Annotated in this window: 17 protein-coding genes; 4 read left to right on the forward strand and 13 right to left on the reverse strand. The window is 68.8% G+C overall.

Annotation, left to right across the window (positions count from 1 at the left end):
* Positions 1–261 precede the first annotated feature (261 nt).
* The 3 genes from ACIQ1J_RS34145 to thyX form a co-directional block, all read right to left on the reverse strand.
* On the reverse strand, positions 262–1,947 hold the full coding sequence (locus ACIQ1J_RS34145) for a ribonuclease J (protein ID WP_121749484.1): 1,686 nt from the start codon (positions 1,945–1,947) through the stop codon (positions 262–264).
* Between the two features lie 159 nt (positions 1,948–2,106).
* Positions 2,107–3,006 carry a 4-hydroxy-tetrahydrodipicolinate synthase gene (gene dapA / locus ACIQ1J_RS34150; protein ID WP_403563083.1) on the reverse strand — a complete coding sequence of 300 codons (900 nt, stop codon included), beginning with the start codon at positions 3,004–3,006 and terminating at the stop codon, positions 2,107–2,109.
* Positions 3,007–3,217: 211 nt separating this feature from the next.
* Positions 3,218–3,958 carry an FAD-dependent thymidylate synthase gene (thyX, locus tag ACIQ1J_RS34155; RefSeq protein ID WP_210963903.1) on the reverse strand — a complete coding sequence of 247 codons (741 nt, stop codon included), beginning with the start codon at positions 3,956–3,958 and terminating at the stop codon, positions 3,218–3,220.
* A gap of 188 nt (positions 3,959–4,146) precedes the next feature.
* Here thyX and ACIQ1J_RS34160 point away from each other — a divergent pair, with 188 nt between their 5' ends.
* Positions 4,147–4,386 (forward strand): hypothetical protein, encoded by a 240-nt coding sequence (locus ACIQ1J_RS34160; protein WP_403563085.1) that lies wholly within the window; start codon positions 4,147–4,149, stop codon positions 4,384–4,386.
* A 115-nt stretch (positions 4,387–4,501) separates the two neighbouring features.
* A complete protein-coding gene (locus tag ACIQ1J_RS34165) occupies positions 4,502–5,056 on the forward strand; it encodes a hypothetical protein (RefSeq protein ID WP_403563087.1) in 555 nt (184 codons plus the stop codon).
* A 103-nt stretch (positions 5,057–5,159) separates the two neighbouring features.
* Here ACIQ1J_RS34165 and ACIQ1J_RS34170 read toward each other — a convergent pair whose 3' ends face one another.
* The 5 genes from ACIQ1J_RS34170 to rpsO form a co-directional block, all read right to left on the reverse strand.
* Positions 5,160–5,615, reverse strand: a complete 456-nt coding sequence (locus tag ACIQ1J_RS34170; protein ID WP_403563089.1) for a hypothetical protein — start codon at positions 5,613–5,615, stop codon at positions 5,160–5,162.
* 37 nt (positions 5,616–5,652) lie between these two features.
* Positions 5,653–6,405, reverse strand: coding sequence for a 4-hydroxy-tetrahydrodipicolinate reductase (gene dapB / locus ACIQ1J_RS34175; protein ID WP_403563091.1), 753 nt, complete (start codon positions 6,403–6,405; stop codon positions 5,653–5,655).
* Between the two features lie 35 nt (positions 6,406–6,440).
* Complete coding sequence (locus tag ACIQ1J_RS34180; protein WP_403563093.1) at positions 6,441–7,820, reverse strand: M16 family metallopeptidase; 1,380 nt, start codon at positions 7,818–7,820, stop codon at positions 6,441–6,443.
* Complete coding sequence (locus ACIQ1J_RS34185) at positions 7,817–10,036, reverse strand: polyribonucleotide nucleotidyltransferase (protein ID WP_121749477.1); 2,220 nt, start codon at positions 10,034–10,036, stop codon at positions 7,817–7,819. Before ACIQ1J_RS34185 ends, ACIQ1J_RS34180 begins: the two co-directional genes overlap by 4 nt.
* A gap of 326 nt (positions 10,037–10,362) precedes the next feature.
* A complete protein-coding gene (gene rpsO, locus ACIQ1J_RS34190) occupies positions 10,363–10,650 on the reverse strand; it encodes a 30S ribosomal protein S15 (RefSeq protein WP_019330982.1) in 288 nt (95 codons plus the stop codon).
* A gap of 345 nt (positions 10,651–10,995) precedes the next feature.
* On the opposite strand from rpsO, the gene ACIQ1J_RS34195 reads away from it, so the two are divergent.
* Complete coding sequence (locus ACIQ1J_RS34195) at positions 10,996–11,292, forward strand: DUF397 domain-containing protein (RefSeq protein WP_403563096.1); 297 nt, start codon at positions 10,996–10,998, stop codon at positions 11,290–11,292.
* A 98-nt stretch (positions 11,293–11,390) separates the two neighbouring features.
* Here the strand turns inward: ACIQ1J_RS34195 and eccD are convergent, their stop codons facing one another.
* Entirely contained in the window at positions 11,391–12,905 is a 1,515-nt protein-coding gene (eccD, locus tag ACIQ1J_RS34200) for a type VII secretion integral membrane protein EccD (RefSeq protein WP_403563156.1), read from the reverse strand.
* A gap of 223 nt (positions 12,906–13,128) precedes the next feature.
* On the opposite strand from eccD, the gene eccCa reads away from it, so the two are divergent.
* Positions 13,129–17,106, forward strand: a complete 3,978-nt coding sequence (eccCa, locus tag ACIQ1J_RS34205; protein WP_403563098.1) for a type VII secretion protein EccCa — start codon at positions 13,129–13,131, stop codon at positions 17,104–17,106.
* 114 nt (positions 17,107–17,220) lie between these two features.
* Here the strand turns inward: eccCa and ACIQ1J_RS34210 are convergent, their stop codons facing one another.
* The 4 genes from ACIQ1J_RS34210 to ACIQ1J_RS34225 form a co-directional block, all read right to left on the reverse strand.
* The gene (locus ACIQ1J_RS34210; RefSeq protein ID WP_403563100.1) at positions 17,221–17,520 is read right to left on the reverse strand and encodes a WXG100 family type VII secretion target; all 300 of its coding nucleotides are present in this window, start codon (positions 17,518–17,520) and stop codon (positions 17,221–17,223) included.
* Positions 17,521–17,623: 103 nt separating this feature from the next.
* Complete coding sequence (locus ACIQ1J_RS34215) at positions 17,624–17,971, reverse strand: WXG100 family type VII secretion target (protein ID WP_403563101.1); 348 nt, start codon at positions 17,969–17,971, stop codon at positions 17,624–17,626.
* 56 nt (positions 17,972–18,027) lie between these two features.
* Positions 18,028–19,344, reverse strand: coding sequence for a S8 family serine peptidase (locus ACIQ1J_RS34220; protein ID WP_403563102.1), 1,317 nt, complete (start codon positions 19,342–19,344; stop codon positions 18,028–18,030).
* 24 nt (positions 19,345–19,368) lie between these two features.
* Positions 19,369–21,060 (reverse strand): hypothetical protein, encoded by a 1,692-nt coding sequence (locus ACIQ1J_RS34225; RefSeq protein ID WP_403563104.1) that lies wholly within the window; start codon positions 21,058–21,060, stop codon positions 19,369–19,371.
* Positions 21,061–21,062: the final 2 nt, after the last annotated feature.

Here is a 21,062-nt window from a genome sequence, read left to right on the forward strand (position 1 = left end):
CTTGCGTTTCCGACTCTATCAGATCTTTCCGATCCGATTTCCTCGGTGCTTTCCAGGTTCCCGCTTTCGCGTTTCCCTTTCCGGCGGTTCCGACTTTATCAGAGATTCTGAGTCGGATTTCCCGCCCTCCTGGCCGGCTCCGATCCACGAAGAGATCGGGTGCCCGTCCGAGCGGAGGTGTAAACGTACTGGAGCGGGGCGCCCCGATGCAAATCGAGGCGCCCCGCTCCAGGTTGACGCTGTCGGAGGCCCGACGGCCCGTCAGACCTCCACGACCACAGGGAGGATCATCGGCCGGCGTCGGTACGTGTCCGAGACCCACTTGCCGAGGGTCCTGCGCACCAGCTGCTGAAGCTGGTGGGGTTCGACGACCCCGTCCTGGGCCGAGCGTTCCAGTACCTCGGTGACCTTGGGGAGCACCGCGGCGAACGCCGAGTCCTCGATGCCCGAGCCCCGGGCCTGGACATGCGGGCCGCCGGTGATCTTTCCGGTGGACGAGTCGATGACCACGAAGACCGAGATGATGCCCTCGTCGCCGAGGATCTTGCGGTCCTTGAGGGCCGGCTCGCCCACGTCACCGACCGAGAGGCCGTCGACGTAGACGTATCCCGCCTGGACCTTGCCGGAGATCTTGGCCTTGCCCTCGACGAGGTCGACGACGACGCCGTCCTCGGCGATGACGATGCGGTCGTGCGGAACGCCGGTCAGGGCGCCCAGTTCGGCGTTGGCACGCAGGTGGCGCCATTCGCCGTGGACCGGCATCAGGTTTCTGGGCCGGCAGATGTTGTAGAAGTACAGCAGCTCACCGGCCGAGGCGTGGCCCGAGACGTGGACCTTGGCGTTGCCCTTGTGGACGACGTTCGCGCCCCAGCGGGTCAGGCCGTTGATCACGCGGTAGACCGCGTTCTCGTTGCCCGGGATGAGGGACGAGGCCAGGATCACGGTGTCGCCGTTGACGATGCGGATCTGGTGGTCGCGGTTGGCCATGCGGGACAGGGCGGCCATCGGTTCGCCCTGGGAGCCCGTGCAGACCAGGACCACTTCGCTGTCCGGCAGGTCGTCGAGCGTCTTGACATCGACGACGAGACCCGGCGGGACCTTGAGGTAGCCGAGGTCCCGGGCGATGCCCATGTTGCGGACCATGGAACGGCCGACGAAGGCGACCCGGCGGCCGTACTCGTGTGCCGCGTCCAGGATCTGCTGGATGCGGTGGACGTGGCTGGCGAAGCTCGCCACGATGATCCGCTTGCGGGCACCGGCGAAGACCTGGCGCAGGACGTTGGAGATGTCCTTCTCGGGCGGGACGAACCCGGGGACCTCGGCGTTCGTCGAGTCGGAGAGGAGGAGGTCGATGCCCTCCTCGCTCAAGCGCGCGAAGGCGTGCAGGTCCGTGAGGCGGCCGTCCAGCGGGAGCTGGTCCATTTTGAAGTCGCCGGTGTGGACCGCCATGCCCGCGGGGGTGCGGATGGCGACGGCCAGCGCGTCCGGGATGGAGTGGTTGACCGCAACGAACTCGCAGTCGAAGGGGCCGATGCGCTCGCGGTGCCCCTCCGCCACCTCGAGGGTGTACGGGCGGATCCGGTGTTCCTGGAGCTTGGCCTCGATGAGCGCGAGGGTCAGCTTGGAACCGATCAGCGGGATGTCCGGCTTCTCCCGGAGGAGGAAGGGGACACCGCCGATGTGGTCCTCGTGGCCATGAGTGAGGACGATGCCCTCGATGTCGTCGAGGCGGTCCCGGATGGACGAGAAGTCCGGCAGGATCAGGTCGATTCCGGGCTGCTCCTCCTCCGGGAAGAGCACCCCGCAGTCAACGATCAGCAGACGGCCGCCGTACTCGAAGACCGTCATGTTGCGGCCGATCTCGCCGAGGCCGCCGAGGGGCGTGACCCGGAGGCCGCCCTTGGGGAGCGCAGGGGGACGGCCCAGTTCAGGATGCGGATGACTCAAAAGACTCTCCTCAACCACGCGCGCCACGTACCGGTGGGCACGTGGCGCGCGTGACGTTCGTGCAGAAGCAGTTGTCGTGGTGGGGTGCGGGCACCGGTGGCCCGCGTATTCAGTTGTGAAGTCCGGTCGCGCGGTGGTGCGGTCGTGCGAAGTCTGTTGTCAGAGCTGTACCCCGCCGGCGGCAAGATCGATCTTGAGCTGCTCGGTCTCCTCGGGCGTGAGGCCGACCATGGGTGCGCGCAGCGGTCCGGCGGGCAGTCCCAGGAGGGCGAGCGCGGCCTTGGTGGTCATGACGCCCTGGGTGCGGAACATGCCGGTGAAGACCGGGAGCAGCTTCTGGTGGATCTCCAGTGCCTTCTGTACGTCACCGGCGACGTGCGCGTCCACCATGGCGCGCAGTTCGGGCGTGACGACGTGGCCGACGACCGAGACGAAGCCGACCGCGCCCACGGAGAGCAGCGGCAGGTTGAGCATGTCGTCGCCGGAGTACCAGGCGAGGCCGGAGCGCGCGATGGCCCAGCTGGCGCGGCCGAGGTCGCCCTTGGCGTCCTTGTTCGCGACGATCCGCGGGTGCTCCGCGAGGCGGACCAGCGTCTCGGTGTTGATCGGGACGCCGCTGCGGCCGGGGATGTCGTAGAGCATGACCGGCAGCCCGGCGGCGTCGGCGATGGCCGTGAAGTGCTGGTACAGGCCCTCCTGCGGGGGCTTGTTGTAGTACGGCGTGACGAGCAGGAGGCCGTGGGCACCGACGCGCTCGGCGGCGCGGGCCAGCTCGATGCTGTGCTGGGTGTTGTTCGTGCCGACTCCGGCGACGACGTGTGCCCGGTCGCCGACGGCCTCCAGGACGGCTCGTACGAGGTCCGTTTTCTCCGCGTCGCTGGTGGTGGGGGACTCACCGGTGGTGCCGTTGATGATCAGGCCGTCGTTGCCTGCGTCCACCAGGTGGGCGGCGAGCCGCTGAGCGCCGTCGAGGTCGAGTGCGCCGTCCGCCGCGAAGGGCGTGACCATGGCGGTGAGGACCCGCCCGAAGGGGGTCTGCGGAGTGGAGGTCGGAGCCATGGGTTACACGCTACTCGTTGCTCAGGGCGGGGTCTGCCCTCGGGGGAGGCAGCAGGTCGGAACGGAAGTGGAGCCCGGCACTGCCTGCTCGGGGGTTCAGGCAGTGCCGGGTCCCATTGATCAGGCTAGATGAACTTCTCCAAACGCCGCAATACGGACACTTCGCACGGCTGATGCGTACATCTGTGCCCGATCGGGCGCCGAGGGCGCGTTACGGCGCCACGCGACCGTTCGCGTTGAAGGCGGCGTGGGTGAGCGGCATGAGCCGTGCCCACTCCTCTTCCATCTTCTCACCGACCATCTCGATCTCCCGCTGTGGGAAGGAGGGGACCTTGGCCAGCTCGTGCTGGGTGCGCAGGCCGAGGAAGTGCATCATCGAGCGCGCGTTGCAGGTGGCGTACATCGACGAGTACAGGCCGACGGGGAGTACCGCGCGGGCCACCTCGCGGGCGACGCCGGCGGCGAGCATCTCCTGGTACGTGCGGTAAGCCTGGCGGTAGGAGTCCTCCATCGACCGGCTGACCAGCTCGTGCTGCTCGGTGGTGCCCTCGACGAAGACGTACTTGCCCGGGCGGCCCTGCTGGACCAGCTTGCGGTCCTGCCCAGGCACGTAGAAGACCGGCTGGAGCTCCCGGTAGCGGCCCGATTCCTCGTTGTACGACCAGCCGACGCGGTGCCGCATGAACTCGCGGAAGACGAAGATCGGGGCACTGATGAAGAAGGTCATCGAGTTGTGCTCGAACGGGCTGCCGTGCCGGTCCCGCATGAGGTAGTTGATCAGGCCCTTCGAGCGCTCCGGGTCCTTCTTCAGCTCGTCCAGGGACTGCTCCCCGACGGTCGAGACACGGGCGGCGAACAGGACGTCGGAGTCGGTCGCGCTGCTCTTGACCAGTTCGACGGTCACGTCGCTGCGGAGGTCGATCTTGAAGTCGTCGGCGGGGGTGTCGGTCACGGGTGCAGGGCCTTCCCATCTTGTCGTTCGGCGAGGCCACTCTACGGCTCGTCGGCCATCGGCCCGCCGAATGGGGCGTTCGATGCAGTGCCGCGATGAAATCGGTGAAAGAGGGCACCCGAGGGGCCGTTCGTTCGTCTGTATGAGTAACAGCGAAACATTCATCCCTGAAGGGAGACGCAGCCTCCATGATCCGCCGGCGTGAACCCGTGCCGTTCGCCTTCGTCGCCGAAGCCGACAGGTTCCGCAGCAATGTCACACCCCCGCCGCGCGAGCGGGCGTCCTTCGGTCAGCTGGCCGGGCGCTGGTTGCTCGGACTCACCGTCGTCGCCGGAATCGTGGGCTCCCTGGTGATCGGGATGCCCGCTCTCTCCGCCGACCAGCCCTCGTCGCACAAACAGCCGTCACAGGCGTCCGACCGGCGCTGAGCGGCGTCGACGGGCCGGTCCTGACTCCATCCGGACCCCGAGGGTGGTGACCGGAGACACAGGTCGGTAGCCTCACCGGGCACAGCACATGCCATGGAACGAGTGAGGACCAGCCGTGCCCCTGCCCTTCCTGACGGCCGACCGCGCCTTCGACGCCGACGACGACGTCGCGCTGCCGTACGACGACCGCGACCTCTGGCGCCGGCCCTACCGGCCGGGGCCGTGGCGCGTGGGGGTGGCGGCGCTGATGCTGCTGCTCGCCTCGTTCGTACTGTTCGCGGCGATCATCATCGCGGCGACGGACTCACTGTCCTCCACCGGTGTGGTCTTCGGCGTCGCGATGGTCGCGATCGCCTGCGCTCTGCGGCTGCTGCGCATGGGCGCGTGGGTGAGCGCGCACGGGGTGCGGCACGTGAGCTTCTTCCGCACGCGCACCGTGGCCTGGCAGCAGGTCTCCAGCGTGCGCACGGTGCAGCAGCCGGTGCGCTGGCTGGGGCTGCCGCGCACGGTGCAGGGCCAGGCGCTGCTCCTCGTCCGGCAGGGCCGGGCCGCTGAGACCTCGCCTCCGCTGCTGACCACGCACAACGCCGACTTCCTCGGGCGGGAGGACGCCTTCGACCGGGCGGCCGACGCCGTGGAGGCGTGGGCCGCAGAGTACCGGCGAGGCTGAGCTCCGACGACAGGCGACAGGCGAAGGCGACAGGCGACAGGCGACCGAAAAAGCCGGGGGCCGGACCGCAGCTGCGGTCCGGCCCCCGGCTTTTTCGGTCTGGTCAGGCCGCCTCGACGTGCTTGCCGTCGTGCAGGGCGATCGCCCGCTGCATCGCCTTGCGGGCGCGCGGGGTGTCGCGGGCGTCGTGGTAGGCGACGGCGAGGCGGAACCAGCTGCGCCAGTCGCCGGGGGCGTCCTCCGTCTCGGCCTTGCGCAGGGCGAAGACCTCGTCGGCCGAGTCCCGGTCGACGCGGCCGCTCGGGGTGCGCTTCAGCTCGTCGACGGGCAGTCCGCCCTCGGCGTCGAGCTCCGCGGCGAGCTGGTTGGCCTTGCGGACGAACTGGGTGTTCTTCCAGAGGAACCACAGGCCGATCACCGGCAGGATCAGCACCGCGACGCCGAAGGTCACGGTGAGGACGGTGCCGGTGCCGATGAGCAGCACACCGCGGCTGCCGGCCAGGGCGAAGTAGAAGACCAGGACGGCGGCCGTGATGACGTAGGTGAGTTTCGCGCGCATGAGGGTCAAGGGCTCGGTTCGGGTCTCGGTCCCGGGCTCAGTTCAGGTCCAGGAAGTGTTCCAGGCCGAAGGTGAGGCCCGGGGTGGTCACCACGCGGCGGACGCCCAGCAGGATGCCGGGCATGAAGCTGCTGTGGTGCAGGGAGTCGTGCCGGACGGTGAGGGTTTCGCCCTCGCCGCCCAGCAGGACCTCCTGGTGAGCCAGTAGGCCGCGCAGGCGGATGGCGTGGACCGGGACGCCGTCGACGTTCGCGCCGCGGGCGCCGTCCAGGGCGGTGGCAGTGGCGTCGGGCGCCGGAGCGGAGCCTGCCTTCTGCCGGACCTCGGCGATCAGCTGTGCGGTGCGGGTGGCGGTGCCGCTGGGGGCGTCGACCTTGTTCGGGTGGTGCAGCTCGACGACCTCGACGGACTCGAAGTACGGGGCGGCGAGCTGCGCGAACTTCATGGTGAGCACGGCGCCGATGGAGAAGTTGGGCGCGATGAGCACGCCCGTCTCCGGGGAGCCGTCGAGCCAGGCGTTCAGCTGTGCGAGGCGCTCGTCGGTCCAGCCGGTGGTGCCGACGACGGCGTGGATGCCGTGGCGTACGCAGTAGTCGAGGTTGTCCATCACCGAGGCGGGGGTGGTCAGCTCGACGGCGACCTGGGCGCCGGTCTCCGCCAGCGTGTCCAGGCTGTCGTTCCGCCCGAGGGCGGCGACCAGCTCCATGTCCTCGGCGGCCTCGACCGCCCGTACCGCCTCGGAGCCGATCCGGCCCTTGGCACCGAGGACGGCCACGCGCAGCTTGCTCATGTTGTGTTCGCTTCCTTACCGAGAGACCGGGGGTGTCAGGCGACGGCGTCGTGCAGCCGGGACGCCTGCTTGTCCTTCAGCGGGCCGATGACCGACAGCGAGGGCCTGCGTCCCAGGACTTCGCGGGCGACGGCGCGGACGTCGTCCGGCGTGACCGAGGCTATCCGGGCCAGCATGTCGTCGACGGACATCTGCTCGCCCCAGCACAGTTCGCTCTTGCCGATACGGTTCATCAGCGCGCCGGTGTCCTCCAGGCCGAGGACCGTGGAGCCCTGGAGCTGGCCGACGGCGCGGCCGATCTCGTCGTCGGTGAGGCCGTGCTCGGCGACGTGGTCGAGTTCGTCGCGGCAGATCTTCAGCACGTCGTGCACCTGGGAGGGCCGGCAGCCCGCGTAGACGCCGAAGAGGCCGCAGTCGGCGAAGCCGGAGGTGTACGAGTACACGCTGTAGGCCAGACCGCGTTTCTCGCGGACCTCCTGGAAGAGGCGGGAGGACATGCCGCCGCCGAGGGCGGTGTTGAGGACGCCCATCGCCCAGCGACGCTCGTCGGTGCGGGCCAGGCCCGGCATGCCGAGGATGACGTGCGCCTGCTCGGTCTTGCGGCCGATCAGCTCCACCCGGCCCGCGGCACGGATCGTGCGCCGCCCGTCGCGCGGGGCGATGGGGGCGGCCACCGGCTCCCGGAAGGCGCCGGCCTTCTCGAAGGCGGCGCGGACCTGGCGTACGACCTTGTTGTGGTCGACGTTGCCGGCGGCGGCGACCACCAGGTGCGTGGGGTCGTAGTGCTTCTTGTAGAAGCGGCGGATACGGTCGGCGGTGAGGGCGTTGACCGTGTCGACGGTGCCGAGGACGGGGCGGCCGAGGGCGTTGTCGCCGAACATGGTGTGCGCGAACAGGTCGTGCACGCAGTCGCCTGCGTCGTCCTCGGTCATCGCGATCTCTTCGAGGATCGCGCCGCGCTCGACGTCCACATCGTCCTCGCGGATGAGCGAGCCGGTCAGCATGTCGCAGACCACGTCGATGGCGAGCGGCAGGTCGTTGTCGAGCACGCGTGCGTAGTAGCACGTGTACTCCTTCGCCGTGAACGCGTTCATCTCGCCGCCGACGGCGTCGATGGCGGAGGAGATGTCCAGGGCGCTTCGCTTGCCGGTGCCCTTGAAGAGCAGGTGCTCCAGGTAGTGGGTGGCGCCGTTCAGGGCCGGGGTCTCGTCGCGGGAGCCGACGTGCGCCCAGATGCCGAAGGTCGCCGAGCGGACCGAGGGGAGGGTCTCGGTGACGATGCGCAGGCCGCCCGGGAGGGTGGTCTTGCGGACCGTACCGATGCCGTGCTCGCCCTTGATCAGGGTTTGGGTACGGGCGACGGCCCGCGCCTCCGAAGAGGTGCGGGCCGTCGCCTCGGAGCCACGGGACGTCACTGGTCGGCGTCGTCCTTCTTCTCGTCGTCGCCCTCTTCGCCCTCGATCACGGGGATCAGGGAGAGCTTGCCGCGGGAGTCGATCTCGGCGATCTCGACCTGGACCTTCTGGCCCACACCGAGGACGTCCTCGACGTTCTCCACGCGCTTGCCGCCGGCCAGCTTGCGGATCTGCGAGATGTGCAGCAGACCGTCCTTGCCGGGCAGCAGGGAGACGAACGCGCCGAAGGTCGTCGTCTTCACGACGGTGCCCAGGTAGCGCTCGCCGACCTCGGGCATGGTCGGGTTGGCGATGCCGTTGATCGTGGCGCGGGCGGCCTCGGCCTGCGAGCCCTGGGCGGCACCGATGTAGATGGTGCCGTCGTCCTCGATCGTGATGTCGGCGCCCGTGTCCTCCTGGATCTGGTTGATCATCTTGCCCTTGGGGCCGATGACCTCACCGATCTTGTCGACGGGGATCTTCACGGTGATGATCCGCGGCGCGTTCGGGGACATCTCGTCCGGCGTGTCGATCGCTTCCATCATCACGTCGAGGATGTGGAGGCGGGCGTCACGGGCCTGCTTGAGGGCGGCGGCCAGGACGGAGGCGGGGATGCCGTCCAGCTTGGTGTCCAGCTGGAGGGCGGTGACGAACTCCTTGGTGCCGGCGACCTTGAAGTCCATGTCGCCGAAGGCGTCCTCCGCACCGAGGATGTCGGTGAGGGCGACGTAGTGCGTCTCGCCGTTGATCTCCTGGGAGATCAGGCCCATGGCGATACCGGCGACGGGGGCCTTCAGCGGCACACCGGCGTTCAGCAGCGACATGGTGGAGGCGCAGACCGAGCCCATGGACGTCGAGCCGTTGGAGCCGAGGGCCTCGGACACCTGACGGATCGCGTACGGGAACTCCTCGCGCGTCGGCAGCACCGGCACGATGGCGCGCTCGGCGAGGGCGCCGTGGCCGATCTCGCGGCGCTTCGGGGAGCCGACGCGGCCGGTCTCGCCGACGGAGTACGGCGGGAAGTTGTAGTTGTGCATGTAGCGCTTGCGGGTCACCGGGGAGAGGGTGTCCAGCTGCTGCTCCATGCGGAGCATGTTGAGGGTGGTGACGCCCAGGATCTGGGTCTCGCCACGCTCGAACAGCGCGGAACCGTGCACGCGCGGGATGGCCTCGACCTCGGCGGCCAGGGTGCGGATGTCGGTGACACCGCGGCCGTCGATGCGCTTCTTCTCCTTGATGACGCGCTCACGGACCAGGGACTTGGTCAGCGAGCGGTACGCGGCGGAGATCTCCTTCTCGCGGCCCTCGAACTCCGGCAGGAGCTTTTCGGCGGCGAGCGCCTTGACGCGGTCCAGCTCGGCCTCGCGCTCCTGCTTGCCGGCGATGGTGAGCGCCTGGCTGAGCTCGGGGCGGACGGCGCCGCTGAGCGCCTCGAGGATGTCGTCCTGGTAGTCCAGGAAGACCGGGAACTCACCGGTCGGCTTGGCGGCCTTCGCGGCGAGGTCGGCCTGGGCGCGGCACAGCACCTTGATGAAGGGCTTCGCGGCGTCCAGACCGGCGGCGACGACCTCCTCGGTGGGCGCCTCGGCGCCGCCCTCGACCAGCTTGATGGTCTTCTCGGTGGCCTCGGCCTCGACCATCATGATCGCGACGTCGCCGTCTTCCAGGGCGCGGCCCGCGACGACCATGTCGAAGACGGCGTCCTCGAGCTCGGTGTGCGTCGGGAAGGCCACCCACTGGCCGCGGATCAGCGCGACGCGGACGCCGCCGATCGGGCCGGAGAAGGGCAGGCCGGCCAGCTGCGTGGACGCGGAGGCGGCGTTGATCGCCACGACGTCGTACAGGTGGTCGGGGTTGAGGGCCATGATCGTGGCGACGACCTGGATCTCGTTGCGCAGGCCCTTCTTGAAGGACGGGCGCAGCGGCCGGTCGATCAGGCGGCAGGTGAGGACGGCGTCCTCGGACGGCCGGCCCTCACGGCGGAAGAAGCTGCCGGGGATCTTGCCGGCGGCGTACATCCGCTCCTCGACGTCCACCGTGAGGGGGAAGAAGTCGAGCTGGTCCTTGGGGTTCTTGGAGGCACTGGTGGCCGACAGCACCATGGTGTCGTCGTCCAGGTACGCCACGGCGGAACCGGCGGCCTGCCTGGCCAGCCGGCCCGTCTCGAAGCGGATGGTGCGGGTGCCGAATACGCCGTTGTCGATGACGGCCTCGGCGTAGTGGGTCTCGTTCTCCACTAGCATTTTCTCCGTTACTTGTCGTCTTTCGTCCCTCCTCGCCCGTGTGGCGGGGGGACGGTGGCGGAGAAGCGCTCCGTGCAGTGCGGGCCGGTCTTCGATCGAAGCACCCGGGGTTCTGCCCCCGGGGGCCACTACCGAGGACCGGCGGCGGCTGGGCGCGCTTCTCCTCGTTCTCGTTCGTTGTGTCGTACGTCGTGTACGTCGTGCGTCTTACATCGTGCGTCTTGTCTTCTGCTACCACACTACAAAGCGGCGGCGACAGAGCGCACGTACAGCAAAGGGAGCGGCCCCCGAACGATGGGAACCGCTCCCTTCACGGCGTCTTACTTGGCGCCCGCCGCACCGCGGCGGATGCCGAGGCGCTCGACCAGCGCACGGAAGCGCTGGATGTCCTTCTTGGCGAGGTACTGCAGCAGCCGGCGGCGCTGGCCGACCAGGATCAGCAGACCACGACGGGAGTGGTGGTCGTGCTTGTGGGTCTTGAGGTGCTCGGTCAGGTCGGAGATCCGACGGGACAGCAGAGCGACCTGGACCTCGGGGGAGCCGGTGTCGCCCTCCTTGGTACCGAACTCGGTGATGATCTGCTTCTTCACTGCGGCGTCGAGCGACACGCGTACTCCTCTTGGTCTGAGAATGCCAACCGAGTGCCCCCGGTCTACGTCTCGGGGGATCTTCCGTGACTCGGAAGGCGGGGATCCGCTGGGCGCGTCCTCCAGGGCTCCTGGCTCCGGGGGCGCGTACACATACGGCCGTCACACAGCGTACCAGCCTGGGCGGACGTCCCTTCCCGCAGGCCCGGCGGGCCTTCACCGCGGGACCAGGGCCCCTTCCCGTGGGCTCGGTGACCGGGCCGTCGCCCGTGCGGTGACGGACATCCACAAACCGCTGAGCAGGGAGAACGACGGCCAGTAGGGTGACCGCACAGACCGCCGCAGTGCAGGAAGGACCGAGCAACCATGGTCGATGCCGAGGACCGGGAACTCAAGGCGCGCAAGGAACGGGAGCGGGACGAGCTCTACTCCCTCGACATCTCCGGCGTCGAGTGGCACAGCGCGCCCGGCACCGAGGAGCACGAGGAACGGGTCGAGATCGCCTACCTCCCCGAGGGCGCCGTCGCGATGCGGTCGTCGCTCGACCCGGACACCGTGCTGCGGTACACGGAGGCGGAGTGGCGGGCGTTCGTGCTCGGTGCGCGGGACGGGGAGTTCGACCTGGAGCCGGCGCCGCGAGGCGCCGGGAACGGCGCCGAGTAGAGCGCGGACGGGCGGCCCGCCACGCGCCGCCCGTCCTACCATCGGTACGGCACGGTGCCGGGTCGCCCGCTGCTCTCACCGCGCCGCGCGAAGCATCCTCAGCCTGTCATCGACCGTACTGCGGCATAGACGTCGAAGACGGCGAGGGCCAGGGGAATCAGTGTCAGGAGCACGAAGACTTCGGCGATCTCCATGAAACGCCCCCAGAAAGGCGTTACACCGCGGCGGGAAGTGATCAGGCCAACCGTGGTGACCAGAGCCACCGCTGCGGCGACTGCCGCCACCAGCCACACGCTGCGAATGTCGAGGGCGCCGGTGTCGCCCTTGAGCGCGTCGTGCCAGACCTCCGCCGGCGGGGTCATCGCCAGTCCCAGGCCGAGGGCGACCAGACAGGCGAGCCCGGCGGCCAGCGTGGCTGCGACCTGTGTGGTGTAGCGAAACAGCTGCGCCCGCATCACCATCGCGATGCCGGTAGCGAGCGTCAACAGCTGCGCCCAGACATTTCCGGTGAAGGCGAGGACGATCGACGCGCCCACGGAGACCAGCGCGCAGCCTCCGACCAGCCCCGCGAGGAGTTCGTGGCCGCGGCGGGCCTGGGCGGCGATGCGATCGACGTCCACTGGTTCCGGGGCGTCGGTCTCGTCCGCCGCGTAGGAGGCACGCGGTCGGTTGGGTGGTTCCCAGCCGATGGGCAGCCGTGCGAAGCGCAGGGACAGTCCGGGCAGGAAGGCGAGGGCGCACACTGCCAGGACCGCGCCGACCGCGGCCGTCTCCATGGGCTCCAGGTGCGTCAGTATCGCTACGAACGTCACGAGCAGGCCGACAGCGGCGGCGAAGACGAACGCCACGAAAGCACTGTCGCCGCTCGGTGACACCAGTGTGAGCAGGACGGAAACGACGAGAACCGCCGCGCACGCGAGGAGGAACTGGAGCCGTCCGATGCCCTGCCCCTGGGCGAGCGGGACCAGTCCGGAACCCGCCACGGCGACGTTCGGGAGCGCGCCCAGTCCGAGGGCGACCGCGGAGCCCCGGTCCTTGTACACACGCGCTCGGAGGCACGCGAAGGTGACGAGCAGGACGCTGGCGACCGCGGCGAGTACGCCCTGCACGCTGTGCATGTCATGGCGGACATGGGAGCTCCAGGCCACAAAGGCCAGCAGCACGGGGAGCACCCCCGCCCCGACCAGGCCGGCCACGCGCGTGAGCGCGTCGTCCCACAACATGCGGTCATGGGCGACGGCGGAGGCAACCGCCTCCGAGACGTCGTCGTAGACGGCCGGGGGCAGCGAATCGGCGAACGGACGCAGCGTGAGCAGCTCGCCGTCCAGGATGCGCTGCGCTGCGAAAGACCGGGCGCTGTCGAGGACGGCCCCGTCACGGCGAACGAGGTGATAACCAACCGGCGCGCCCTCGGCGGGACTCTGCCGGGAGAACCGCAGGATCTCCGGGTACAGATCGGCGACCGGCACGTCATCGGGCAGGGCTACGTCGATGCGGCTGTCGGGCGCCACGATCGTGACCCGGCAGAAACCGAGCCCCGAACCCGCTGCGGCCGGGCTTCCGGCCCCCGTGCGTGCTCCGCCTGTCGCGCCGGTCGGCGCGGAGGCCGTCATGCTCACCCGTTGTCCCCCTCGTAGGGCTGCTCATGTCCAGCGTTGCGCTGTCCGCGGAGTTCACTTGGTCCCAGGTGGGTTCGCAACTGCTCACGCGTCTCGTCGGCACCCTACCGCTCACTGCTGTCCGTATGTGTCAGTAGGATCGCTCTTCGCGATCGACGTGCACCGGGAGACGGACGGTGGACGGAACAGGTCCGGCCTGCAAGGGAATTGGTGCGGAGTGAGCCACATCGTCGTCAAGCGCCCACCTCGGGCGCTGCCGAAGAACGTGCCCACGGAGGAGGTCCACCTGCAGTCCCCGCCGGAGCTCCCGCGCGGGCAGCAGGAGGGCGCGTGGATGCAACTCCTGCCCATGCTCGGCATGGGTGGGTCCGTGGTGTTCTTCTTCAACCCCTCGGCCCAGCCCATCATGAAGATCATGGGCATGGTGATGATCGCGTCCACGATCGCCATGGGCGTCGCGATGCTGGTGCGCTACCGCCGCGGCAACCAGGGGCAGATGGCCGACATTCGCAGGGACTACCTCCGCTACCTGTCGCAGACCAGGCGCACCGCTCATGAGACGGCGAAGGCGCAGCGTGACGCGCAGTACTACCTGCATCCTTCGCCGGACCAGATGTGGGCGCTGGTCGCCGAGGGCAGCCGCCTGTGGGAGCGGCGTACGGGCGACGAGGACTTCGCCCAGGTTCGGGTGGGTCTCGGCCCGCAGTCCCTGGCCACCCCCCTGGTGCCGCCTCATACCGCTCCGGTGGACGAGCTGGAACCGCTGACCGCGGGTGCCATGCACCGCTTCCTCGCCACACACAGCACCCTCGATGAACTCCCGATGGCGGTCTCCCTGCGGGCGTTCTACCACCTGACGATCAGCGGCGAGCCGGTCACCGTACGCGGCACCGCCCGGGCCGTCACCGCATCGCTCGCCGCGCTGCACTCCCCCGAGGACCTGGTGATCGCCGTCGCCACCGGTCGGGAGTCGGCGGCGGAATGGGAGTGGGTGAAGTGGCTGCCGCACGCACAGGCGGGAGGCGTCACGGACGGCGCCGGCTCCCGGCGTCTGATGACAGCCGACCCGACCACGCTCGAAGAACTGCTCGGCGCCCGTCTCGAAGGCCGCCCCCGGTTTCATCCGCAGGGGCGTCCGGTACCCGAACAACCGCACCTGGTCATCGTGCTCGACGGGGTATCCCTTCCTCCGACGTCGCTTCTGGCGAGTGCGGAGGGTCTGCAAGGGGTGACCGTCGTCGAGGTGGTCCCCGGCACCCTCACCATCGGACGGGGGGACCTCTCACTCGTCGTGCAGCCGAAGGAGCTGCGCCTGGAGGCGGCGCACGGTGCGGTCTACGAGGGCACCCCCGACATCCTCTCCCAGGAGAGCGCGGAAGCGTTGGCGAGGCAGTTGGCGCCGCTGCGCGTGGGAACGGGCGGGGACGACGACGAGCCGCTTCTGGCCAATCTGGAGTTCACCGATCTCCTCAACCTCGGCGACGCCGCCTCCGTCGATCCGCGTCGGACCTGGCGGCCCCGCTCCCAGTCCGAACGGCTCCGGGTGCCCATCGGTGTCGGGGAGGACGGCCGGCCCGTGATGCTCGACCTCAAGGAGGCGGCGCAGGAGGGCATGGGGCCGCACGGTCTGTGCGTGGGCGCGACCGGTTCCGGCAAGTCGGAACTGCTGCGCACCCTGGTCCTCGGCCTTGCCGTGACCCACACCTCCGAAACCCTCAACTTCGTACTCGCCGACTTCAAGGGCGGAGCGACGTTCGCCGGTATGGCGCAGCTGCCGCACGTCGCAGCCGTGATCACCAACCTCGCCGACGACCTGACCCTGGTCGACCGGATGGGCGACTCGATCCGCGGCGAGCTCAACCGCCGTCAGGAGATGCTTCGGGACGCGGGCAACTACGCCAACATCCACGACTACGAGAAGGCCCGCGCGGCCGGCGCCGCGCTGCAGCCGATTCCCTCCCTCGTCCTGGTGATCGACGAGTTCAGCGAGCTGCTCACGGCGAAGCCGGACTTCATCGAGATGTTCGTCCAGATCGGCCGGATCGGCCGTTCCCTGGGCGTCCATCTGCTGCTCGCCTCACAGCGGTTGGAGGAGGGCCGCCTGCGCGGCCTGGAGACCTACCTGTCGTACCGCATCGGTCTGCGCACCTTCTCCGCAGCCGAGTCCCGGTCCGCGCTCGGCGTCCCCGACGCCTACGAACTGCCGAACGTCCCCGGCTCCGGTTTTCTGAAGTTCGGTACGGACGAGATGGTGCGCTTCAAGGCCGCGTATGTTTCGGGCGTGTACCGCACGAGTGCTCAGCAGGCGGCGACCTCCGGCGGCCCCAGACCGGTCGACCGGCGGCCCGTACTGTTCACCGCCGCCGAGGTCCCGGTGCGATACCTGGCGGTGCCGCCGCAGCGTGAGGAGAGTCGGGGCGAGACGGGCGACGACGCCCTCGCCGACACCGTGCTCGATGTCGTCGTCCGGCGGCTGGAGGCGCAGGGCCCGGCAGCCCACCAGGTATGGCTGCCTCCGCTGGACAGCCCGCCGTCGCTCGACACGCTACTGCCCGGCCTCGTCCAGGTGGCGGGGCGCGGTCTGACCCAGCCCGGCTACGAGGGCGCGGGTCAACTCGTCGTGCCCGTCGGCGTCGTCGACAAACCGTACGAGCAGCGCCGGGACCCGCTCTGGGTGAACTTCGGCGGCGCCGCCGGCCACATGCAGATCCTGGGCGGACCGCAGTCCGGCAAGTCGACGCTGCTGCGGTCGATCGTCGCATCCTTCGCACTCACGCACACGCCGCACGAAGTGCAGTTCTACGGACTGGACTTCGGGGGCGGCGGCCTGTCGGCGGTGGCCGGTCTGCCCCATGTCGGAGGTGTGGCCTCACGACTCGACCCCGAGAAGGTCCGGCGTACGACGGCCGAGGTCTTCGGCGTGCTGACCCGCCGCGAGGAGTACTTCCGCACGGCCGGCATCTCGTCGATCGCGGAGTTCCGCGCGCGCCGCACGCGAGGGGACATCTCGGTGACCGACCAGCCGTGGGGCGACGTCTTCCTGGTCATCGACGGCTGGGGCAACTTTCGTGCGGACTACGAGGGACTGGAGTCTCTCGTGCTGGACATCGCGGCACGCGGCCTCGGCTACGGCGTCCACGTGCTCCTCACCGCGTCCCGCTCCATGGAGGTCCGCAGCAACCTCAAGGACCACCTGATGAACCGCCTCGAACTGCGGCTCGGGGACACCATGGACTCGGAGTTCGACCGGAAGGTCGCGGCGAACGTGCCGACGGGCGTGCCCGGGCGGGGCCAGACCCCGCAGAAGCAGCACTTCATGGCGGCGGTCCCGCGCATCGACGGGCTGTCCTCCGACACGGACCTCGCCGAGGCCACACAGGCACTGGGAACCGAGGTCGCCCGGCACTGGCAGCAGCCGGGTGCGCCCGCGGTGCGGTTGCTGCCGCGCGAGTTCCCGGCACACCAGCTTCCTCCGGGGGACCGGTTCCCACCGCGCGGGGTGTCCTTCGCACTCGACGAGGACAACCTGGAACCGGTGTTCGTGGACTTCGAGCAGGACCCGTTCTTCCTGATCTTCGGCGAGAGTGAGTCCGGCAAATCGAACCTGCTGAGACTCCTCATCCAGCGGCTCTCCGAGCGCTACGACGGTGACTCCTGCAAGCTGTTCGTCATCGACAACCGCCGCTCCCTGCTGGGAGTCACCCCGGCGTCGCACCTGGCCGAGTACGTTCCCATGTCGAACCAGATGCAGCACCACATGGACGCGCTGGCCGAGCTGATGCAGCGCCGTACACCGACCGCCGACGTCACACCCGAGCAGCTGCGCGACCGCAGTTGGTGGCAGGGCCCGACGGTGTACATCATCATCGACGACTTCGACCTGGTCGCCACGTCGAGCGGCAACCCGCTGGCGGGCCTGACCGAACTCCTGCCCTTTGCCCGGGACGTCGGCGTGCGCTTCATCATCGCCCGCTCGACCGCGGGCGCGGGCCGTGCCGGCTACGAGGCCTTCATGCAGCGCCTCAAGGAACTCGGCGCCCAGGGCGTCGTCCTCAGCGGCGACCCGGCCGAGGGCGACTTGCTGGGCGGGGTGCGCCCGCGCCCGATGCCGCCGGGCCGGGGCGTGTTCGTGTCGCGACGGCGGGGGCGGCCCCTGGTTCAGGTGGGATTGGTGGAGAACGGCAGCGGGTGGTGAAGGTGTCTCGGGCACGAAGGAGGGTGGGCGTCTCCCGCGCACGCCCACCCTCGTCGCCGCGGCGGCTCGAACCGCCTGCGGCTGCTACAGCCACAACACCTACGGCATCTACGACTACTGCAGGTACCTGGACGCCGCCAGGTCGCCCTCCATGTACGTACCACCGGACGAGCCGACGACATGTCCGATGCTCATGAGGGCCTGGTGGATGTCGCTGGTTTCCTTACGCCAGAGTTCCAGCTTGACCGCATAGGCGTCCTGGGCCTTGCCCGCCCAGTACTGCCTGCTGCCTTCCACCATCTTGGTGAGCTGCTGAATGTCCTCGTCGAGCAACTTCGCCTCGTTGGCGAGGTTGGTCGCCGCAAAGTCGAGCCCGTCGTACCCCACCTGCAGACCATCGGCGTTACGACTCATCTGTGCCTACCCCTTCTTCTCCCGGATGTGCTCCGGCTGTGGCTGATGTCTGCACCCGCGAGCCTTGGCCAAACGGCTCTCCGGCGCCTGTTGACCGCTCGACTCAGAACGAGTTGAGGGGCGACGACTGCACCGTGGGAGCACCGTCGTTGACGTTGATCTTGTTCACGGCGGCAAGGACTTCGTCTTCCTTGCTGTCCTTGATGTTGCGCGTCGCGGTCATCGCGTCCACAACATCGGCGAGGATGCGGCCCATGTTCTGCAGCGACGTGTTGATCTCGTACTGCTTCTTGTCGAACGCGGCACGGCCGATGCCCTGCCACTGGCCCTCGAGACTGTCGATCACACCCTGCAGGTTGTGCACCCGCTTGCGGATGTTCTCGAACTTCTCGTACATGTCCTTCTGCAGCTTGACCACCGCTGCGTCTTCGAGCTTCTGGTCGACGGCCATGATCCGCCCCTGCCCTCCCTGATACTTCTCTCCATACGACACCGACGACGCCGGTGTCAGTTCGCGCGCCGCGCCCGCAGCACGGCGAAGGCACCGCCACCGATCACGACCACGGCTGCGGCGGCGCCGAGCGCGATCCACAATGTGCTGCTGCTGTCACTCGACGCGGCGGCCGCCACGGCCTTCGCACCGTCCGATCCTGCGGCCGCCTGATTGTCCCCGAACGCTCCTTCCGCGCCTTGTGACGCGGCTGTCGCACCTGCGGACGACTCGGAGGCCTCGGACGGCTCGGAAGGCTTCGAGGAGGCGGCTGCCGGGGGAATCTCCGTCACCAGCTTCTCGCCCTCCTGCGTGTTCTCCTTCCGGAGCGGGTCGGAGTACGGCTCACCGGCCTCGTAGGCCGGGTTCGCCAGCACCGACCGGGGACGGATGGTTCCGTAACCGGCGGTCGCGGTCGGCTTGTCCTTGGGCCACTTGCGGCCGGCTGTGTCGATCAGAGAGCGGGTGACCTGGTTCGCCGTCCAGTCCGGGTGTGCGGACCAGATGAGGGCGGCTGCGGCAGAGGTGATGGCGGTGGCGGAGCTGGTGCCCGGCATGTCGGGACAGTACTTGTCAAAGCTCGGCTTGCAATAGCCGGGAATGTCCTCGCCCGGCGCCACCAAATCGACATAGTTGCCTGACTGGGCAAAGCCCGAGATGTTGCTCTTTTCGTCAATAGACGACACACCAATGACGTACGGATAAGCGGCGGGATAGGCGATGTATCCGCTGTCCCGGCCCTCGTTCCCCACGGCCGCGATCAACAACTTCCCCTTGGACGCCGCGTACCTCACCGCAGCTTCAAACTCTGGCTCGTAAGCCGGGCTCCCCATGGAGATGTTGATGATGCGCACATCGCTGTCCGCAGCTGCCTTGATCGCCGCCCACGGGGTGGGCGCAAGTTTCCCTTCCTTGGCATCGATCAAGTCTCCCAGTGCGACTCGGTACGGCACGATCTCCGCACCGGGTGCCAGCCCTTGGATTCCTCCCTCTGCTCCGGTGCCCGCGATCAACTCCGCCATGGTCGTGCCGTGACCCTCGTAGTCGTCCATCGCACCGTACGCGACTTGCTTGGGTACCTCATCAGCCAGGACCTGCCCCTTGAGGGAGGGCGTTTCGGGGTTCACTCCCGTGTCGATTACAGCGACCTTGACGCCCTCCCCCGTACTTACCTTCCACATCTTCTCGGCCTGCATCGGCCCCAGGTACCACTGCTCCGACTGCACGTCGGCGGCAGTGGCACCCGGGGCGAAGCTCACGCCGACGACGACCAGGGCGCTCGCGACAGCGCCCCCGACGCGTACTCGCAGCCCGCGGCGTGTTGCTGACTTCATGATGGGGTGAGTCCTCGCTCGCGCTCAGTTGACAACCGGCGGCACATCGCGCCGCGGGTTCGTAGGCAGGTGTGTCTCTTCCTCCTCGACCAGGTAGTCGGGACGCCGCGTCCCTTCCTCCCTGCGTTCGTCACCACGGTGCCTAGGTCCGCCGGGCCCCCGTACAAGCCCCGCACCGCCACGGGTCATACCATTCCGCTCGGCGCCGGCAGCGGTCCTCAGCCCTGCAGGTACACCTGTGATGCCAGGCGTCGTCGCGGATCGGCCCTTGCCCGACTGGGATCCGGCTTGAGCCCCGACGACCGTGCCATGTGGAAGCCTCGGACCACTTTGCCCCGCCCTGCCTGGAGTGCTCGCCGGCCGACCACCGACCACACCACCGGCCCGGCCGGCACCGGTAACCGGGCCACTCGTCGGCCCCGGCGCCATCGTGGGATTGGCACGCGGCGTGCCGCCGCTCACTCCGTGCCCCAAGGGGGGCGACTTGGCTCCTGACGTGCCCCCCTTGGCCTCATGCTGGCCAGTGGGCGTCGGACGTCCCACCTGATTGAAGGAACCTTGATTGCCCGGACGACCCGGGCCCGAGCCTCCGCCGCCTCCCGAGCCGGGAGTCACTGGCCCCTGTGCGGAGAACGGCGTCCTGACACGGTCAGACCCACCGGCGGCCCGACCGGGGCGTCCGGGGGCCAGTGGAGTGCCGTAACCCGAACCGAACGGTCCGGTCGGCCCAGCGCCGTCGGCCGGAGGCAGCGTGGTCGGCAACGAGTGACCAGAGAAGGGAGCTGTGGGGAGTGTCGGCGTGCCAACACTGTCGATGGTCGTCGAAACGGGCACATCAGGATAGACGGTCTGCCTCGTGACGCCGTCAGGAGAATTCCCCCTGCCATCCGCGTACTGTGGCGCGGCCCGATTCTCCAAGACTGTGCTGGAGGTACCGTCTGGGCTCCCGCCCCCGCCTCCTTGCACTCCACTGACGTGACGGGCAGCGGACGGCGTCTTGAAGGAACCTCTGCTGGGCTTCGGAACCCCCACATCGGGCATAGCCGTGAAAGTCGGCGGCTCCAGCCCCGCCAGCAGCTCCTCCGACACGGCGTAGTAGGACGACAGCCGGTTCATCTGGTTGATCGCCTCTTGGCGGTTCTTCTCGACGATGACCGCTGCTTCGTAATCGCTGTTGCCCTCGACCTGCATCGGCGCCGGGAGCTGCTCGGGGCGTAGCGCCTTGCTCGTCGGCCTCGTATCGCGTTTCGGCATGGCCTTGCGTACATCCGCCAGGCCCACGGCGGCAGCAGTGATCTGGTCCCCCACCCCGCCGGCAAAGGCACTCAGGCCGTGCGTACTGGTGACCAGAGACCGCCCCCACTTGCGGAAAGCTTCGCCCGCCTCGCCCACCCAGCGAACATTCCCGATATGGCCGTCCAGCTCCTCGGCGGCCTCCTTGATGGCGTCCCGCGCATCCCACAGCGCTTTGCCGGAGCTCTCCAGGTCCTCCGGATTCGCCTGTTCGACGAGGTCGACCATCTCGTTGAGGTCGTGGCTCTCGAAGTTCGTTCGGCCCCGCAAGGCCGAACCCAGTGGCGTCGACTCGACAGCCGACTGCAGCATCCTGCCAAAGATCCCGAACGAAGGGCGCTCTTCCAGACCTCGTGTCAGATCCGCAACGGCGTTCTGCTGAGACACTCGGTCGTGGTCCGCCTCGTGCTGCTTGTCAGACATGC

Origin of the sequence: Streptomyces sp. NPDC097107, from assembly GCF_044762405.1 — a bacterium.
GTDB lineage: Bacteria > Actinomycetota > Actinomycetes > Streptomycetales > Streptomycetaceae > Streptomyces > Streptomyces thinghirensis.

Bases quoted from the DNA above. Each gene is read 5' to 3' on its own strand.
- ACIQ1J_RS34210 (WP_403563100.1), bottom strand. From the start codon at position 17,520: ATGAGTCGTAACGCCGATGGTCTGCAGGTGGGGTACGACGGGCTCGAC.
- eccD (WP_403563156.1), bottom strand. From the start codon at position 12,905: ATGACGGCCTCCGCGCCGACCGGCGCGACAGGCGGAGCACGCACGGGG.
- ACIQ1J_RS34160 (WP_403563085.1), top strand. From the start codon at position 4,147: ATGATCCGCCGGCGTGAACCCGTGCCGTTCGCCTTCGTCGCCGAAGCC.
- ACIQ1J_RS34220 (WP_403563102.1), bottom strand. From the start codon at position 19,344: ATGAAGTCAGCAACACGCCGCGGGCTGCGAGTACGCGTCGGGGGCGCT.
- dapB (WP_403563091.1), bottom strand. From the start codon at position 6,405: ATGAGCAAGCTGCGCGTGGCCGTCCTCGGTGCCAAGGGCCGGATCGGC.
- ACIQ1J_RS34225 (WP_403563104.1), bottom strand. From the start codon at position 21,060: ATGTCTGACAAGCAGCACGAGGCGGACCACGACCGAGTGTCTCAGCAG.
- ACIQ1J_RS34215 (WP_403563101.1), bottom strand. From the start codon at position 17,971: ATGGCCGTCGACCAGAAGCTCGAAGACGCAGCGGTGGTCAAGCTGCAG.
- ACIQ1J_RS34195 (WP_403563096.1), top strand. From the start codon at position 10,996: ATGGTCGATGCCGAGGACCGGGAACTCAAGGCGCGCAAGGAACGGGAG.
- ACIQ1J_RS34170 (WP_403563089.1), bottom strand. From the start codon at position 5,615: ATGCGCGCGAAACTCACCTACGTCATCACGGCCGCCGTCCTGGTCTTC.
- dapA (WP_403563083.1), bottom strand. From the start codon at position 3,006: ATGGCTCCGACCTCCACTCCGCAGACCCCCTTCGGGCGGGTCCTCACC.